Raw genomic sequence first — 16,828 nt, 5'->3', positions numbered from 1 at the left:
TAATTATGATTACACCTAAAGACGCGGGTTTTAAAATGCCAGCTGAATGGCATTCTCATGCAGCCTGTTGGATGGCTTGGCCTTGCCATCAAGAAACCTGGGCAGCCATTGGGTTTGAACGCGCCAGACGCGCTTACGCGTTGGTAGCAAAAAGCATTGCTAAATATGAACCCGTAATCATGCTGGTAAATCGAGGTGATGAAGATACTGCAAAGCGCTATTGTGGCGAAGACATTCGTATTGTCAGTTTGCCACTCAATGACTCTTGGACAAGAGATACCGGTTGTACTTTTCTAATTAACGATAGCCAGGAATTAGCGGGTGTGGATTGGATTCATAATGCCTGGGGTGGTAACTATGAGGATTGTTCTTTAGATAATCAAATTGCCGCAGCCATGATTGAAAAAACTCATGCTCGCCATTTCAAAGCGCCTTTAGTGATGGAAGGGGGCTCTTTTCATGTGGATGGCGAAGGAACTGTGCTGACCACTCGTGAATGTTTACTTAATGTCAATCGTAATCCTCAGTTATCCCAAGTCGAGATTGAAAATTATCTTCATAATTATCTCAACACAGAAAAAGTTATTTGGTTAAACAAAGGGTTACTCGGTGATGAAACAGATGGGCACATTGATGAAATCGCTTGTTTCATCGCCCCAGGCAAAGTACTCGCTTTGATTACGCATGATAAAGAAGATGCTAACTACGAAACTTTGCATGAAAATCTCGAGCTATTAAAAACAGCAACAGACGCCAAAGGCAGAAAGCTTGAAGTATTTACTGTCGAACAACCTCCAGCGACTTATATGGATGGCGAGAGGCTCACCTTGTCGTACATCAATTTTTATTTGGCGAATAAGGGAATCGTCATGCCCGCTTTTGGTCACCCTAAATATGATAAAGCAGCGTATGATTTGTTTATCAAACTTTTCCCGAACTATCATATTTCGCAAATCGATGCGATTGATGTTTTTGCAGGTGGTGGTGGTATTCACTGTATTACCCAGCAACAACCCTTGATTTAAACTAAAATTTGAAGACTCCTGGATTAATTTAAAATTCGTGCTTTTAAGGAAAATAAGATGGACACACTGGTATGGCAGCCTAATGAACCCAAATTGACAAGAATGTGGGAATTTATGAATTTTGCAGGAGAAAAATATCAACAAACATTTACTCAATATCAACAACTCTATGATTGGTCAATCAAAGAACCGGCACAATTTTGGGAAACAATTTGCGAGTATTTTAAAGTTACTTTTGATACACCTGCGACCGAAGTACTCAATAATTATGATCTTATGATCAACGCCAACTGGTTTTCGGGGGCAACCTTTAATTTTGCGGAAAAACTGTTAAGCCGTCACGATGACCACCCAGCCATAGTAAGTGTGCTTGAGAATGGTGAGCGACATGTTCTTACTTATAAGCAATTACATCAGGAAGTTGCGGCCGTTGCCGCTGGATTGAAAGAAGCAGGTATTGTTGCAGGAGATCGAGTTGCGGCCATTATGCCCAATGTCTCATTCACCATCATTGCCATGCTTGCCACAACCTCCTTAGGCGCCATTTGGTCCTCCTGCTCTCCTGACTTTGGTGCTCAAGCGGCGATTGATAGACTTGGACAAATTGAACCCAAAGTGCTTTTTGCATGCGATGGCCATTTTTATATGGGTAAGCAACATGATGCAGCAGCGAAAGTGATTGAAGTAGCCAAAGCAATACCGACTTTAAAGAAAGTGGTTATTTGCCCCATTACTAAGAGTAAACAAAATTTAACTACCATACCCCATGCAACCACTTGGCAGCAATTTGCAAGGCCTGGAACACGCTGCGAATTTAAAAGCGTGCCTTTTGCACATCCGATTTATATTTTGTTTTCTTCGGGCACAACTGGTAAACCGAAATGTATTGTGCACGGTGCTGGCGGGACTTTATTACAACACTTGAAAGAATTGGGTTTACACACCGATATTCGCCCACATGATAATTTGTTCTACTACACGACTTGTGGCTGGATGATGTGGAATTGGATGGTCACCACTTTGGCTTTAGGCGCGACACTCACAGTTTACGATGGCGCCCCCACGCATCCCGATGCGAATCGATTATTTAAGCTAATTGATGATGAAAAAATAACTGTATTTGGCACTAGTGCAAAATTTATCTCTAGTGTAGAAAAAGCCGGAGCCAGCCCGCGCCATCAATTTTCGCTAAAAAGTTTACGAGCCATTTTGTCAACTGGCTCTCCTCTTCTGCCCAAAAATTATGACTTTGTTTATGAGCAAATTAAGCCAGACTTGCAGCTAAGCTCTATTTCAGGGGGTACTGATATCGTGTCTTGCTTTGCTTTAGGCAATCCAATACTTCCTGTTTATCGAGGCGAGCTTCAATGCCTCGGTCTTGGCATGGCTGTGAATGTGTTTAATGAGCAAGGCGAACCTATCCGTGAGGAACGAGGTGAGCTTGTGTGTACAAAACCCTTTCCATCGATGCCAGTTTACTTCTGGAACGATGCTGACAAGAAAAAATATAAGCATGCCTATTTTGAGCGTTTTGATAACATCTGGGCGCATGGTGATTATGCTGAAATTACAAGACACAATGGACTGATTATTTATGGTCGTTCTGATGCTGTTCTAAATCCAGGAGGAGTTCGTATTGGTACAGCAGAAATTTATCGGCAAGTAGAAAAAATTCCAGAGGTTCTTGATAGTGTTGTTATTGGACAAGACTGGCAAGATGATGTACGCGTTATCTTGTTTGTGAAGTTGCGCGAAGGCATTGCGCTTGATGAAACGATTGAAGATAACATTCGCAAAGTTATTCGCCACAATGCATCACCACGTCACGTACCAGCAAAGATTTTGCAAGTCGCAGATATCCCAAGAACGATTAGTGGCAAAGTTGTCGAAATTGCAGTACGCCAGATTGTACATGGTGAAACGATAAATAACATTCAATCTTTGGCTAATCCTGAAGCGTTAGATTTTTTTAAAAATCGCCACGAACTCAATGATTAATGTAACTTAGTTTGTTGGGTTAACGACCCAACAAACTAGTATAAAGAGCAGGATTATGAGGATTGAGGAGCCATTCTCGCAACAGGTGTCTCTTCAATATCGCTTTGCATTTCCATTCTCTCTTCAGGTCTAAGCATAGTTCGTATCTGCTTGCAAAATATTGCTTCCTTATAACTGTCATTTTGCGGATTAACAAATCTATAAATGCTTAAGATATAATTGATGCTGTTATCATCAAGATTACTCAATTTAAACCCTGTATTTAATTTTACAAAACATCGATTAATAAACTGAACAGCAACATATTCTTTATCATCTTTGAATTGATTATATAAATGTTCAATGATGAGTTTTTTATCCTGCAACATTGCTGCTTTATAACCAGGGAACTCTTTGAAATTATCATTTGCTATTTTCACAATATCCGAGAAAGGCATGGAATGAAGCTGATGAATCGTTTCAAAAATTTCGCATTTTATATGTTGTGATTGTAGAAACTGTCCAGGGAGCGGCGGTTCAACATATTGAGCTTGAGGATTATCAAGAATTGGTTTAGCTAAACTACTATATTGTTGAAAGACAGCATTAATTACATCAAAGGGATTTTTGAAATTTAGCCAATCACTGTCTTCTTTAGTTTTTGAATTTGAGGGCACTGAACTTTCCAAATCTTGATAATCGACATCTGGACCTCGATTATCAGTGTTTTGTTCCTCTATGCATTTATCCTTGGGATCTTCTAGATATCCTGTATCCTCTGCGTTTTTCGCAATGCCCTCTAATTCGTCTTTGCAGTCTTCATCTTCAAAAAGTATAAACTGAATAAGACATTGGCCAAAATCAATTAAGGTAATTTGAAGGTGTGTATCACATTCCACCACGCCCCAATTAGTATATCCTCTATCTCCTCGACCAAGAACTGTTAATAAAACAGCGCATGCACCGAGTCCCCGTACGGGTTTCGTGGCTCCTTGCGGAAGTACCACATCTCCTTCGGAATTAATTTTATACCCCAGGATTGTTTGTGCACTATGGTTGTAAGATGCCTTCCAGGTTTTGAAATGTTCCATAAAATCTGATCCAATGAACAATTCATTCAAATCTTTTCCATGGTATCGATTATATTTGGAGGTGCAACCAGGATTAATAGTACGTATTAAGTCTCCACAAAACATCTCTCTTGAGATCGCGAATAATTCTTCATTAACTTCAATTTCATCAGCGTATACGCTTTCATAGAAAGATTCATTACCAAGAACATCCCCTACCTTTATCAGTGCTCTTTTTGTACCATTCTCTTTTTTAGCTATACAAACAACTGAATTACCTTTAGGTCCATCTGAAACACGGGTAAAAAGCGTTGTCTTTTGTGGGTTTTTTTTAGATATTTTGAAAAAATACAAGATTCACCTTTATTGTTAGAGATTAATAATACTCCATTTAAAGTTATCCATTTTTAGCCATTTTTGCTTGGCGCGCAGCATAGCAAAATTTTTAATATCGTCAAGGTCAAAAAGTTACCAACAACTTTATTTCACTGAATCCCCAGGCCTAAATTTTTAATGCCTTAATTTTTTATTAAAACATCTATGTTAGACTCCAAATCTCTCGTTTATGCTAGGAACATGATGTGGTATCACACAATTCTTAAATCTTTAACAACAAAGGTTAATTATGAAGAAAGACACAATACCCACCTATTTTTAACAGTGTTCATTGAGTATTTGGATAATCTTCATCAACCACAACAGGTAGGTTCCCAACCATTCTTAAAGGATCTCTATAAATTAATCGATAGATGTATTCGCAGTAAGCAAAAGGTTTCCACAGAATCCGTCTGCAAGCTTTTGGATTTTCATTTTAAAAGACGAGAACCTCTTACAGTTTCATCGTTTACTAGTATGATGAATGAAATCTTTCTGAAGAAAGGCCCTCATTGTGCGAAGTTTATTCAGAATATCCTGGATAATAAATATGAGGCCAGAGCCCCACTCCCATTCGAGCTAGTCCTAGGTTTGGTTCAGCACATGTTTGCCAAGTATGAATCTTGTGATGATAACTCGGTTAATTTTACTAGTTTTACCCAAGATTTGTTCAGCCTTGGGCTAATTTATAGCAAATCCGCCCAAGACGAATTCCGCATAGATAACTCTGATTTTTATGAATTTTTCAGTTCACCACTTAGGCTGAGAACTCTTGAAGTGCTTCTCAAACAAGTTACTAATAAGACACGAATACCATTGCTTTCTCAACAAGATATCGAGCAGGTCAAAAAGAAGATAAGTCAACTTGAGCGGTTTACATTAGAAGCATTAAGTTTTTCGACAGAAATTAATTTTAACTTTTTATTGGAAGTGATTAAACGCCATCAATCCCCTCAACTTATTCAGGAAATGATGCAGTTTTTTAGATTATCGCAATTAAGTCCCTTTCCTTATATCGTCAAACAAAATGATCATTTCGTAAAATTTATTCTAGCTATACAGCGACTTCAATACCCAACAGAAGCTCAAAATTCGCATAGTTTCTTTAGTATGAAGATTCATTCCAGTGCAGTAACTCTTCAACCTTCATCATTAAAATATTCAGCGTTTACTGGCTTTGATTTGTTTGCGCATACTCGCGCTGAACTGCTACAAAGGAAGGATAATGGACCGGAAACGGTCAAAGAACTAAGCGTTTAATAAAAAGGCCAGATAATCTGGCCCTTTTTATTTATTTTGGAGTATTTTCTGACGTAATCTGCAATTCTTCGTCGGTTGATGAGGGATGACTCCCTTCCGTAAAAAATCGATCTCGTCCATAACCCGATTTTCTGGAAGAGTCATTGTCCTCAGCAACGTTAGATTGCTTTTCTGTCGTACTAGGAGATGCAACTTTAACATTTTGCTTTTCTTTTGCAGAAGCATCAGCGGCAGCTAGAACAATTCGAGCTGATTCAGCCACTACAAAAGTACGATAAAGTTTGGTCAATTGTGTGAGAACATAAGTATCTGCTTCCTCTCTATCTTTAGAGAGACCGAAAGGATTAATATTTTTCTTAAACAGAATAGCGTATTCCTTTTGCTGCTCTAAATAAGCAGCCTGTTCTTCCTCAATATCTGGCAATTTCCCTTGAAAGGCGGACAAATGAGCTTGTAATAAATGTTTTTGTTTCTTTTGATCATCGGCTGCTGCTAAATAATCTTTGTCCTCTTCTTTGAATCGTTTTTCTTCTTTCGCAATTAATTTAGCCCTATGCTTAAGCTGCACTTCCAATTCCACTTCCCATGGCTGCTGGCTTTTCAAAACTTTCTCAAGGAAAGTGATTTGTGCTTGATAACCTGACGAAATATCTGCATCACTTTTGCGAAACTTATCAATTCTTGCGAGTTGTCCCAAAATGTTATCTAACACTTTCCCTTGTTTTTTACGAAGAGAGTCACTGAGATAATGCAAAGGAATATCTTTATATTTTCCATACTCATCATCTATTTCTGTTTTGTAATGGCCCTCATCTGTGGCACGACTAGCATAAACACGAAGCGATTGAATTATATTCTCTACACTACGCTTTTCTCTACTAAAATGAGTAAATTCTGAGAGTGTTCCTTCTTCAAATCGCTTAAGGAGTGGAAGATAGCTTGCTTTATGCTCAGATAATTTGGTAATTGAATCTTTAAAGGGTTGGAGCCGTTTTTCGAATTGCTCTTTAGACTCTTGTGCAGCCTTTTCAGTATCTGTGCCAATTAAACGACTTAACCAGGCATCTTGCCCTATGAACAAACTTAATAATTCAGGTTCAATAGACACTAACTCTTTAAGGTGATGTCGCTTAATAAAGGAAGGAAGTTTTTTCCCAACTTTGTTTAACTTTATAACATTCGTTTCTAATTCCACTAGGGGATTAAAAACTTTTTGAGCAAACTCAACGAGAATTTTTTTATCATCCCCAAATGACACTATTTTTTTGAGGTCCGATTTCTTGTTGTTAAAATCTTGCTCATACTTCGTGAAAGGGTCAATTACTATCGCTCCACTCTCCATAGAGCTCTTTGGCAGTGAACCTTCCGGAGGTAAACTTTCTGGGTTTGAACCTTGGGCTGGATCATTTTTGTTTGAAACATCTCTAGATTTACTAGCTTCTAGAAAATCTTTCATTTCTTTAATTGCTCTTACCCTATTTAGTATGTCACGAAAATCCTTACGAATTTGCGCGATTTTTGCTTCATACTCGGCTTCTAAGGTTTTAAAAGCACTTACAGGCTTAACTTCTTGGCTCATAACGGCTCACTTACAATCTCAACTGGGAGGATTTTGATAAAATATATCTCTAATTGGAAAATATATCACTACTTTATTAAGTGAAGATTAAGGACTGTGAGTTTTATGCAAAGATTGATTGCTCACACACTGTCTAAATGTAAAAAATAATCGAACTAAAAATTTAAGCTAAGAGTTTTCTTCAATCGAAAGTTCGTGTATCATGTACCCTGCGCCGATTTGAAATTCAGCTTGCGGGCGCTCAATAGCAACTCTATTGTAAATACGGCTAAAGCGGGTTCTCTTCCTTCTTTACCCTGCACGCTGTAACTGTCAGGTAAAATCATGATTGAATTAAATGGATTAAATAAATCCTATGCGAATACTATTGCTTTGCGCAACGTTAACTTATTTGTGCAAGAAGGCGAGATTTTTGGCATTATTGGTAGAAGTGGAGCGGGTAAATCCACCTTGCTACGCTCTGTCAATTTATTAGAACAACCAGACAGTGGTGAAGTTGTTATTGATAACGAAGACTTAACCACCCTCTCTGCCAGGCAATTGCGAATTGCACGCCATAAGATGGCGATGATTTTTCAGCATTTTAACCTCTTGAGTTCAAAAACCGTTTACGAAAATATTGCGCTCCCAATGCGGATTCAAGGAATGTCCGAAGCAGTTATTAAAAGCAGGATTGAGGAACTTTTACCTTTAGTGGAACTTGAAGAAAAAATAAATTTTTATCCTGATCAACTAAGCGGTGGTCAAAAACAACGGGTGGCTATCGCGCGAGCGCTTAGTTGTTCCCCTAAAATTTTGCTTTGTGATGAGGCCACGTCTGCACTAGACCCCGAAACAACAAACTCCATTTTAGAACTCTTGAAAAAAATCAATAGCCTCTATGGGATAACGATTGTTTTGATTACCCATGAAATGGAAGTCGTAAAACGTATTTGCCATCGTCTGGCAGTGATGGAGGCAGGAGCCATCATTGAAACAACTGCATTAGCAAGTGTATTCAATAACAAAGATAGTCAAGCTCGCAGTATGCTTTACGCACAATTAAGTCCTGAGCTTCCGGTATGTCTACGTAATTCCCTGTCCAATACCCCGAACAATAAACCCTTGTTACGTTTATTTTTCCAGGGAGATAACGCTACTGTGCCATTCATTAGCCAAACCAGCCGCGAATTAAATCTGGACATTAATATTTTATTGGCCAATATTGATCGTTTTGATAGGGTCACTTGCGGTGTCTTAGTCGTTGAATTAATTGCGGATAAAAACTTATTAGATTTATTTATCAAGCGCTGCGAAGCGTCCAATTTAACTGTGGAGATTTTAGGGTATGTCACTGACAATGCTTTATGATTTATTAATAGCCAGTGGCGAAACTCTATACATGGTGCTCGTCAGCACCTTCTTCGCTGTTTTGCTGGGCTTACCATTAGGAACTCTTCTTTTTAGTAGTACTAAAATTAAGCCGCATGCCTTTTTAAATCGTTTTATTTCAGGATTTATTAATTTCAGCCGTTCTATTCCTTTTATCATCCTCTTGGTTGCACTAATTCCATTTACCCGGTTATTAGTGGGAACATCCATCGGTATACATGCGGCCATGGTGCCACTAACATTAGGAGCCACCCCTTTTTTTGCCCGGTTAGTAGATAACATTTATCAAAATGTGCCCAATGGATTAATTGAAGCCGGCTTCTCAATGGGTACAAATACCTGGCAAATGATTCGCTTTATTTTATTCCCTGAAGCTTTCCCTGCGTTAATTCAGGCGACTACAGTTACAGCAATTACACTGGTAAATTATTCGGCAATGGCAGGTACAGTCGGTGGCGGAGGCTTGGGCGATTTAGCAATTCGCTATGGCTATCAGCGCTTCAATATTGGAATCATGCTAGCCACTGTCGTGATATTGGTTGTCATTGTGCAATTGTTGCAAATGGGAGGCGACCGTTTGGCACGGCGCTTTTCGCATAATTAAGTCATTTTGAAGTAAATTGATTACGAGGAGAAAGAGTTAATGCGTATTTTAAGCCTGTTCGTCTTGATAGTTGGTTTAGTTGCCTGCAATAAACCCTCCCCGAATGCATTAAACATTGGCACCATAGCAGGTCCTGAAACTGAATTAGTAGAAGTTGCCAAGGATGTTGCTTTAAAAGAGTTTGATCTTGAAATCAAAATTGTTGAATTTAATGATTATAATTTACCGAATGAAGCGTTAGACGATGGTAGTCTCGATGCCAATGTTTATCAGCATCTACCTTATCTACAAGCTGCTATGAAAGCACATGGTTATAATTTGGAAGTAATAGGAAAGACCTTTGTTTATCCAGCGGGTATTTATTCGAACAAGGTTAAATCGTTAAAACAATTGAAGAATAAAGCAATTATTGCAATCCCAAATGATCCCAGTAATGAGGCACGTGCCCTATTACTCTTGCAAAAAGCAGGATTGATTACTCTAAAAAAAGCTGACACGACATCAGTGTCCGATATCGCGACCAACCCTAAACAACTGGTCATTAAAGAGCTTGATGCCGCGCAATTGCCTCGAGTTTTAACGGATGTTGATGCAGCAGTCATCAACACGACTTTTGCAATTCCTGCAGGACTTAGCCCTTCTCGAGATGCGATTTATAAAGAAGGTAAAGACTCCCCCTATGCAAACTTAATTGTAATTCGCCGAGATAGCATTAAAAAGCCTCAGCTTGAACAATTTGTTAAAGCAATGAACTCACCTGAAGTAAAAGCAAAAGCAAAAGAGCTTTTTGGGGATGCAGCCCTTCCAGCCTGGCAGTAATTTAAACGCCAAAAACCCGGAAGTCTGCTTGGTTTGCATCCGGGTTTTTTTCAGAACATTTCCTGCAAAAAAACACTGGCTTAAAGACTTAAAAAGCTTAATTCTAAGTTAAGAAATTAATGTTATACTGTTTTTATTAGAAGTTCTTACAGGAATTAACATGGGGCTTTTTAACTATCCACTATTTAGACTTCTTAGTACCACCAAAGACCTCGATAAATATTTCAGTCCTTCCAAACGAAAAGAATTTATTGAGCAGTATTTGCAAAGTATTCACCTTTCTCAAGGTGTCTCAGGGACTGAGAGTTTTAATACCTATCAGAAAACACGTGATAAAGGGTTAACTGATCTTCTTAAATTTCAGGTAGATACCGGTAAGAAAGACGATAAAAAACAACCGATTACAGCACCTGCTCTAGGGGATAACTGGAAGAGATTGCAAGAGAGCAACCATGCCAATACACCTGATGTTAAAAATGCAATTAAAACGGCATTGCAAGATACGCCCACACTGACAACAGCACTTGAGCGTTTTAATAACGACATGGAGATGCTCAACCAAAGGCTAAAAAATCCTCCTGTCACAGGCACTCCTCAGGAAATTCAGGAATACAATAAATTAATTAAGAATCTCCCGGGAATACTTCATGCCTCCAAGGTAGAAGCAATGGATGCCATTAAGGCTCATCAAGCTGAAGCCAAGCAAAATTTGATGGACTTAAAAACCGATGTGAATTTTAGAACTCATCTACAAAATGTAATGGGTTTAACTGGTGACGACGAAATTGATAATGCAATTGATGAACTGATTGACGCATCCGATAAATCACATGCTGCAAAACTGAAAGAATTTGAAAGCGGTGTTAACGATAGTATTTCAATGACTCATCAAGCAATACAACGCGAGCATGATCGTATTGCCTATATTGGTGCTATGCGCACCCTCAATAACAAAGAGTTTCAGAAAGCTATTGATGAACTTGCTACCCAAAACTTGAAGAAAATGGGTATAAAGCAACCCGGCGTAATAATGAGCAGTAATCCTGACACCGGTAGCGTTAACTTAAAAAATATGCGTGTTGAGGATCTATCTGTACTAAAAACAATTACAGGAAGAGACATTGTTAAAGCCCCAGACGGTAGTTTTAATGTGCAACTTCCTAAATTCGGTTTCATTTATTACAACAGTCGCCATCAACAGGTAGATTATGATCTTCAAAGTCTCGCAGAAGCCGTAAGAGCCTGTGGTCATGATACCGTTACTATTAATGTTAATTATGAAAAAGACCCTTTAGAAGCAGAAGAATACGCAAGAAAAATGTATGAAGCCTGCATCAATGCTGGTTTTGAACCTGACAAAATATCCATCAAAGTCAACGGTGCCGACAGAAAATTGACTAGTTCCAGTCACAAAGAAGGTGAGCCTGGTGGATTGTTTGATAAAGACCCTACTCGTCTTCAACGAACAGAAAGAATCGCAAAAAATTTGAAGGCAGAACGAGAAGAAAGCGCCAAAGCTCCTGCAACTACAGATCTTGCAAAGTATAAAAAAGAATTGAATACATTACGTGAAACACCCATACCTGATATCCCAGAACCCGATGCTCAACCACAACACACCCCTCCCTAAAAAAGCAACTTGCCAGAATTCCACTGTTTTTAACATTGGAATTCTGTTATTTTTCTATAAAGGGTCATATGATCACGGATTAACTTGCTGCAAGGAGGAATTGCAATGACCATACAACGCTTTGATGATTTCGACACGGACATGGAAGAAACTATCGCCTCACAAGACATTACCGAATCGGGGTTAACTACAAAACTTGAACGCCGCAGACGAATTGAAGAGCTTTTTGAAGAAAAGCGTCTTCGTGATGAATTGAATGAGTTTGATTTTATTTAATCATCGAGAACTGGATTACCCCTTTCTCCTGGAGCCTCGGACAAGCCGAGGCACGTAGAGAATAGGCCTCTAATCTCTGCTTACCCGCCGCAATCGCTATACTTTTGAACTAAACAAAGCCAGGTACGTAGAGAATGGGACTCTAGTTTCTCCGTTTAACTGCAGCACTTGCTATATTTTTTACCAGGACAATCGGGACCTAGTGAATGGACCTCTAACCTCTGCATTTACCCGCCGCAATCGCTATACTTCTGAACCAAAAAAACCCGGACATGTAGAGAATGGGGACTTAGTTTCTGCGTTTAACCACAGCAATTGACACATTTTTAACAGGACAAACGGAACATAGGGAATGGGACTCTACCTTCTAGCTCACTCATTACCTAGATTGGAAAATTTGACCTAAACTAAACCTCCTCCTCTCTACGTGCCTCGGCTTGTCCGAGGCATCCAGATTAATCTCTACCAGGAAAGTAAATATCAAAGCGTACTGTTTTGCCCGCTATAGTCGTGTCAGGTTTTTCTAACGCTGGTGAATGTTGTGGCCATTTGACAACAACTCTTTTCATTACTCTAGTCTTGGCCAATTGAATTAATTCTTCGGTCTTATCGTCTCGCGCAATCAATTGCTGCAATACCTGCATGTCTTTTTTTACCAACGCAGATTTTTGTCGTTCAGGATGCATCGGATCGATATAAATCACATCGGGGTAATCTTGTTGTGATAACTCATGCAGATAATTGAATGCATCGACATGATACAATTTAAGTTGCAAAATTTTTCTGGTATGCGCATCACGACGCATTAAAGCGTCATTCAATAACGCCGCTAAAATAGGCTGACGCTCTAACATGATTACCCGCGCTCCAAAACTGGCTAGCACTGCTGCATCACGCCCCCATCCTGCTGTAGCATCGATAATGCGAACACCAGGTCCAGGTTTACAAGCACGAATTAATCCCTGCTTTTTCCCTGCATCACGACGCTTCTGCCAGGTTGAGGCAGTAAAGTCAGCGTTTAAAGGTAAGAAATCACCCATTTTTAAAACAAGTTTATCGGCGGTAACAACCAATTGTTGTTCGGCTTGATTATTAATTTTTAACTGCAACGATTGGGCAAGTTCCTCTGCTTGGATTCTTTGCTCCTCGCCTTCATAACCAATTGCAATTTCATTCGTCATGTTTTAGCCAATAAAAAATCTACATATTCAATCAATGAGGAATACACCGGTACATGGGCATAATCTTGCAAGCCAACACGATCAGTCATCGGGGAAAGCACCATTATAGGAGTTGCCCCTGCCGCTTCAGCGGCTTGAATATCAGAAACCCTGTCACCTACAAAAGGAACATCACTTAAGGAACAATTCAAACGCCGCGCAAGTGCCTTTAGCATCCCAGGTTGCGGTTTGCGACAAACACATCCTGCATTAGGCATATGAATACAGTATTCTATTGCAGCGATTTCTCCCCCATCAGCCTGCACCTCCTGGATTAATTTATGATGAATAATTGCTAATTCTTCTTCAGTATAATAACCGCGAGAAACCCCTGATTGATTGGTCGCGACACCAATACGATAACCTGCTCTAGTTAGTCGAGCAATCGCATCAATGCTGCCTGGCAAAAAGATAAATTCTTCGGCTGATTTGATATAATGCAGTGAGTCCTGATTAATTACTCCATCCCTATCTAGAAGAATGACTTTATTCATGGATTCAACTGCAACAAAGAAATATCAGCAACTCCCTGCAACAAAGCTTGTAACCGAGCTAACAACTGTAACCGATTTTTTTTGATAGCTTGATTTTCAACCATGACCATGACGTGCTCAAAAAATGCGTCAACGGGTTCTCGCAAACTAGCAAGTTGGGTCAGTATATTTTTATAATCTGCAGCAATATAAAGTGGCTCTACTCTCTTCTCCATATCGCGCAAATGTGTAAAAAGTGACCTCTCAGCGCCTTCTTCCAATAGGTTTTCATCAATGGACATAGCTAGTGATTGATCTGCTTGTTGCAACAAATTATTAACTCGCTTACAAGCAGCAGAAAGCACCGTGGCCTCTGGTAATACAACAAACTCTGCTAATGCCACAATACGTTTGTCAAAATCAAAAAGCCAATTCTCTTGTCGTGCACGTACTGCATGGAATAAATCCACACTTATATTTTGACTATGGTAGTGAGATTGCATGCGCTCCAAAATAAACGGTTGAATCTCAGCAATAGAAGCTGCATCTATTGATACTTTATTGCCATAAATTTTAACCGTTTCTGCGATCAACATTGCAAGATTAAGTTTTGCTGGTGTTGAAATTAAAAGACGGGCAATAGCCAGGGCATGACGGCGTAATTTAAAAGGATCTTTAACACCAGAAGGCTTCTGTCCAATCGCAAAAATACCAACCAGAGTATCTAATCTGTCTGCTAAAGATATTGCGACACCTAAAGGCGACGAAGGCAAATTATCCGCTGCGAAACGCGGCATATATTGCTCATTTAAAGCAACCGCAACTTCATTCGCTTCCCCATCATGACGCGCATAATAATAGCCCATGAGACCTTGTAGCTCCGGGAACTCACCTACCATGCCAGTCATTAAATCGCATTTCGATAATTGAGCGGCACGAGTTGCTTGTTGTTTGTCCAAATGAAGTGAATCACTGAGCACTTTCATTAATTCTTCAATGCGTGCCGCTTTTTCACGTAACGTACCTAATTTAGCCTGGAAGACAACTTTTTCAGTAGCTGCAATACGCTGACTTAATGGTTCTTTCTGATCTTGATGGAAGAAGAATGCTGCATCACTTAAACGTGCCCGCATAACCTTCTCATTTCCTAATACCACTTGTGACGGTTGAGAGCTTGAAATATTTGCTACCGTAATAAAGTGAGGTAATAGTTGTCCTGATTTATCCTGTAAGGCAAAGCATTTCTGATGGGATTGCATCGAGGCTATTAATGCTTCCGACGGCACCTTGAGAAATTCTTTCTCAAAATCAGCAAGAAGAGCTTGTGGCCATTCAACAATAGACGTTACTTCATCCAGTAAACTTTCTGGCATCACAGCCTTTGCGCTGTAATTTTCTGCAAGTTGTTGCACTTGTTTTACAATCATAGCTCTACGCGCTGCAAAATCAGTAATCACAAAGGCTTGTTGCAGTAACGACTCATAGTCTTTAGGTGCCGTTATTTCAATTGCTTGCGGATGATGAAAACGATGACCGTAGGTCTTACGTCCTGTTTCTACTCCCAGAATATTGGTTTTGATAACTTCATTACCGTATAACAATACTGCCCAGTGTACTGGTCGAGCAAATTCAGCATCACCATCCCCCCAACGCATAGGTTTTGGGATAGGTAAATTAGCAATGGCCTGATGAACCAATTCCGGCATCAGATCTTTCGTTTTCGCGCCTTCGCTGGTAGATTCATACGCCAACCATTCGCCTTTATCAGTTTTACTGACTGAAAGCGCTTCCACCTCCACCCCACAAGATTTTGCAAATCCAAGTAAAGCAGGTGTAGGTTGTCCATCGGGGGCATAAGCCGCAGCTACAGCGGGCCCGCGTCGAGATACAGTCTGACTTGGTTGCTCTTCTTGCAATTGTGTAATTAGCACAGCTAATCGTCTTGGGGTAGCAAAAGAGTGCACTTTCCCATAGCTAATTTGGGCCTTTTCAAGCGCTTGAAGAAGATTGGCCGTCAAAGCCTCTGTTAGGGGCCAAACAGCACCTGAAGGAAGTTCTTCACATCCTAGTTCAAATAAAAAATCATTGACCATTGCACACCTTTAGCATAGGAAAACCCAGCGCTTCACGCGCATCATAATAAGCCTGAGCCACCGATCTTGATAAATGACGTACTCTAAGAATATAGCGTTGACGTTCGGTGACGGAAATAGCGCGTCTTGCATCTAACAAATTAAACGCATGTGAAGCTTTCATAACCATTTCATAAGCCGGCAAAGGCAGGTTAAGTGCCACTAATTTTTGCGCCTCTACCTCATAATAATCAAATTGCTTAAATAAGGCATCGACATTGGCATGTTCAAAATTGTAAGCAGACATTTCAACTTCGTTTTGGTGAAATACATCGCCATAAGTGACAATGCCATTAGCCGTTTTACTCCAGGGCAATTCAAACAAATTATCAACGCCTAAAACATACATTGAGATACGCTCAAGACCATAGGTCAATTCACCAGTAACTGGCTTACAAGTTAATCCACCAACTTGTTGGAAATAGGTAAATTGAGATACTTCCATCCCATTTTGCCAAACTTCCCATCCTAATCCCCAGGCACCAAGTGTGGGTGACTCCCAGTTGTCTTCAACAAAACGGATGTCATCAGCCAGCGGGTCGACGCCTAAGGCACGCAACGAATCAAGATATTTTTCCTGAATATCCAAGGGAGAGGGCTTTAATACAACCTGGAATTGATAATAATGTTGGACGCGATTTGGATTCTCACCGTAACGACCATCTGTAGGGCGACGAGAAGGTTGCACATAGGCAGCAGACCAAGGTTCAGGACCGATCGCTCGCAAAAATGTAGCAGGGTGAAATGTTCCCGCGCCTACTTCCATATCCAAAGGCTGCAGCACTACACAACCCTGGTCAGCCCAAAACTGCTGCAATGTTAAAATAATTTCTTGAAACGTGCTTGGTTTTGTCATAGTAATCTCAATACTGCCAGATGCCCGATAGTAACATTTTTTTGGCGTAGTTAAAGAGGAAAAATATTATTTCTATACAGTATAACCCGTATGGCGCCAGGCCTGTATCTTTTATTGCAATAGCATGACGAGAACGAAGTGACATTAACTCGGAAGGAACT

At 39.9% G+C, this 16,828-nt stretch carries 14 protein-coding genes; 8 read left to right on the top strand and 6 right to left on the bottom strand.

Features of this window, described 5'->3' with window-relative positions; genetic code table 11:
• Positions 1-5: 5 nt before the first annotated feature.
• Both LHA_RS03630 and LHA_RS03625 read left to right on the top strand, forming a co-directional pair.
• Positions 6-1,025, top strand: a complete 1,020-nt coding sequence (locus LHA_RS03630) for an agmatine deiminase family protein (RefSeq protein WP_172480823.1) — start codon at positions 6-8, stop codon at positions 1,023-1,025.
• Positions 1,026-1,082: 57 nt separating this feature from the next.
• Positions 1,083-3,023: an acetoacetate--CoA ligase gene (locus LHA_RS03625; RefSeq protein ID WP_045105323.1), complete on the top strand. Its 1,941-nt coding sequence runs from the start codon at positions 1,083-1,085 to the stop codon at positions 3,021-3,023.
• Positions 3,024-3,076: 53 nt separating this feature from the next.
• Here the strand turns inward: LHA_RS03625 and LHA_RS03620 are convergent, their stop codons facing one another.
• The gene (locus LHA_RS03620; RefSeq protein WP_045105322.1) at positions 3,077-4,426 is read right to left on the bottom strand and encodes a hypothetical protein; all 1,350 of its coding nucleotides are present in this window, start codon (positions 4,424-4,426) and stop codon (positions 3,077-3,079) included.
• A 186-nt stretch (positions 4,427-4,612) separates the two neighbouring features.
• On the opposite strand from LHA_RS03620, the gene LHA_RS03615 reads away from it, so the two are divergent.
• Positions 4,613-5,707 carry a hypothetical protein gene (locus LHA_RS03615; protein ID WP_231861970.1) on the top strand — a complete coding sequence of 365 codons (1,095 nt, stop codon included), beginning with the start codon at positions 4,613-4,615 and terminating at the stop codon, positions 5,705-5,707.
• Between the two features lie 31 nt (positions 5,708-5,738).
• On the opposite strand, the gene LHA_RS03610 is transcribed toward LHA_RS03615, so the two are convergent.
• Complete coding sequence (locus LHA_RS03610) at positions 5,739-7,286, bottom strand: hypothetical protein (RefSeq protein ID WP_045105320.1); 1,548 nt, start codon at positions 7,284-7,286, stop codon at positions 5,739-5,741.
• Between the two features lie 324 nt (positions 7,287-7,610).
• On the opposite strand from LHA_RS03610, the gene LHA_RS03605 reads away from it, so the two are divergent.
• From LHA_RS03605 to LHA_RS17040, 5 genes are all read left to right on the top strand, one after another.
• Complete coding sequence (locus tag LHA_RS03605) at positions 7,611-8,636, top strand: ATP-binding cassette domain-containing protein (RefSeq protein WP_045105319.1); 1,026 nt, start codon at positions 7,611-7,613, stop codon at positions 8,634-8,636.
• Complete coding sequence (locus tag LHA_RS03600) at positions 8,614-9,261, top strand: methionine ABC transporter permease (protein WP_045105318.1); 648 nt, start codon at positions 8,614-8,616, stop codon at positions 9,259-9,261. The genes LHA_RS03605 and LHA_RS03600 overlap by 23 nt, the downstream gene beginning before the upstream one ends.
• A gap of 39 nt (positions 9,262-9,300) precedes the next feature.
• The gene (locus LHA_RS03595) at positions 9,301-10,080 is read left to right on the top strand and encodes a MetQ/NlpA family ABC transporter substrate-binding protein (protein ID WP_045105317.1); all 780 of its coding nucleotides are present in this window, start codon (positions 9,301-9,303) and stop codon (positions 10,078-10,080) included.
• Between the two features lie 160 nt (positions 10,081-10,240).
• Entirely contained in the window at positions 10,241-11,710 is a 1,470-nt protein-coding gene (locus tag LHA_RS03590) for a hypothetical protein (protein ID WP_045105316.1), read from the top strand.
• Between the two features lie 105 nt (positions 11,711-11,815).
• Positions 11,816-11,986 carry a PA3496 family putative envelope integrity protein gene (locus LHA_RS17040; protein ID WP_172480822.1) on the top strand — a complete coding sequence of 57 codons (171 nt, stop codon included), beginning with the start codon at positions 11,816-11,818 and terminating at the stop codon, positions 11,984-11,986.
• Positions 11,987-12,441: 455 nt separating this feature from the next.
• On the opposite strand, the gene LHA_RS03585 is transcribed toward LHA_RS17040, so the two are convergent.
• From LHA_RS03585 to glyQ, 4 genes are read right to left on the bottom strand one after another with little or no spacing between them, the layout of a single operon-like run.
• Entirely contained in the window at positions 12,442-13,167 is a 726-nt protein-coding gene (locus LHA_RS03585) for a class I SAM-dependent methyltransferase (protein ID WP_045105315.1), read from the bottom strand.
• Positions 13,164-13,700 carry a D-glycero-beta-D-manno-heptose 1,7-bisphosphate 7-phosphatase gene (gmhB, locus tag LHA_RS03580; RefSeq protein ID WP_045105314.1) on the bottom strand — a complete coding sequence of 179 codons (537 nt, stop codon included), beginning with the start codon at positions 13,698-13,700 and terminating at the stop codon, positions 13,164-13,166. Before gmhB ends, LHA_RS03585 begins: the two co-directional genes overlap by 4 nt.
• Positions 13,697-15,772, bottom strand: coding sequence for a glycine--tRNA ligase subunit beta (gene glyS, locus LHA_RS03575; protein WP_045105313.1), 2,076 nt, complete (start codon positions 15,770-15,772; stop codon positions 13,697-13,699). Before glyS ends, gmhB begins: the two co-directional genes overlap by 4 nt.
• Complete coding sequence (gene glyQ, locus LHA_RS03570) at positions 15,762-16,667, bottom strand: glycine--tRNA ligase subunit alpha (RefSeq protein ID WP_045105312.1); 906 nt, start codon at positions 16,665-16,667, stop codon at positions 15,762-15,764. Before glyQ ends, glyS begins: the two co-directional genes overlap by 11 nt.
• Positions 16,668-16,828: the final 161 nt, after the last annotated feature.

Source organism: Legionella hackeliae (genome assembly GCF_000953655.1).
Lineage (GTDB): Bacteria > Pseudomonadota > Gammaproteobacteria > Legionellales > Legionellaceae > Tatlockia > Tatlockia hackeliae.
This window is presented reverse-complemented; position numbering and strand designations above follow the sequence as displayed.

Excerpts from the sequence above, each read along its gene's own strand:
- LHA_RS03630 (WP_172480823.1), top strand. The coding sequence starts at position 6 with ATGATTACACCTAAAGACGCGGGTTTTAAAATGCCAGCTGAATGGCAT.
- LHA_RS03625 (WP_045105323.1), top strand. The coding sequence starts at position 1,083 with ATGGACACACTGGTATGGCAGCCTAATGAACCCAAATTGACAAGAATG.
- LHA_RS03615 (WP_231861970.1), top strand. The coding sequence starts at position 4,613 with ATGTTAGACTCCAAATCTCTCGTTTATGCTAGGAACATGATGTGGTAT.
- LHA_RS03610 (WP_045105320.1), bottom strand. The coding sequence starts at position 7,286 with ATGAGCCAAGAAGTTAAGCCTGTAAGTGCTTTTAAAACCTTAGAAGCC.
- LHA_RS03605 (WP_045105319.1), top strand. The coding sequence starts at position 7,611 with ATGATTGAATTAAATGGATTAAATAAATCCTATGCGAATACTATTGCT.
- LHA_RS03600 (WP_045105318.1), top strand. The coding sequence starts at position 8,614 with ATGTCACTGACAATGCTTTATGATTTATTAATAGCCAGTGGCGAAACT.
- LHA_RS03595 (WP_045105317.1), top strand. The coding sequence starts at position 9,301 with ATGCGTATTTTAAGCCTGTTCGTCTTGATAGTTGGTTTAGTTGCCTGC.
- LHA_RS03590 (WP_045105316.1), top strand. The coding sequence starts at position 10,241 with ATGGGGCTTTTTAACTATCCACTATTTAGACTTCTTAGTACCACCAAA.
- LHA_RS17040 (WP_172480822.1), top strand. The coding sequence starts at position 11,816 with ATGACCATACAACGCTTTGATGATTTCGACACGGACATGGAAGAAACT.
- LHA_RS03585 (WP_045105315.1), bottom strand. The coding sequence starts at position 13,167 with ATGACGAATGAAATTGCAATTGGTTATGAAGGCGAGGAGCAAAGAATC.
- gmhB (WP_045105314.1), bottom strand. The coding sequence starts at position 13,700 with ATGAATAAAGTCATTCTTCTAGATAGGGATGGAGTAATTAATCAGGAC.
- glyS (WP_045105313.1), bottom strand. The coding sequence starts at position 15,772 with ATGGTCAATGATTTTTTATTTGAACTAGGATGTGAAGAACTTCCTTCA.
- glyQ (WP_045105312.1), bottom strand. The coding sequence starts at position 16,667 with ATGACAAAACCAAGCACGTTTCAAGAAATTATTTTAACATTGCAGCAG.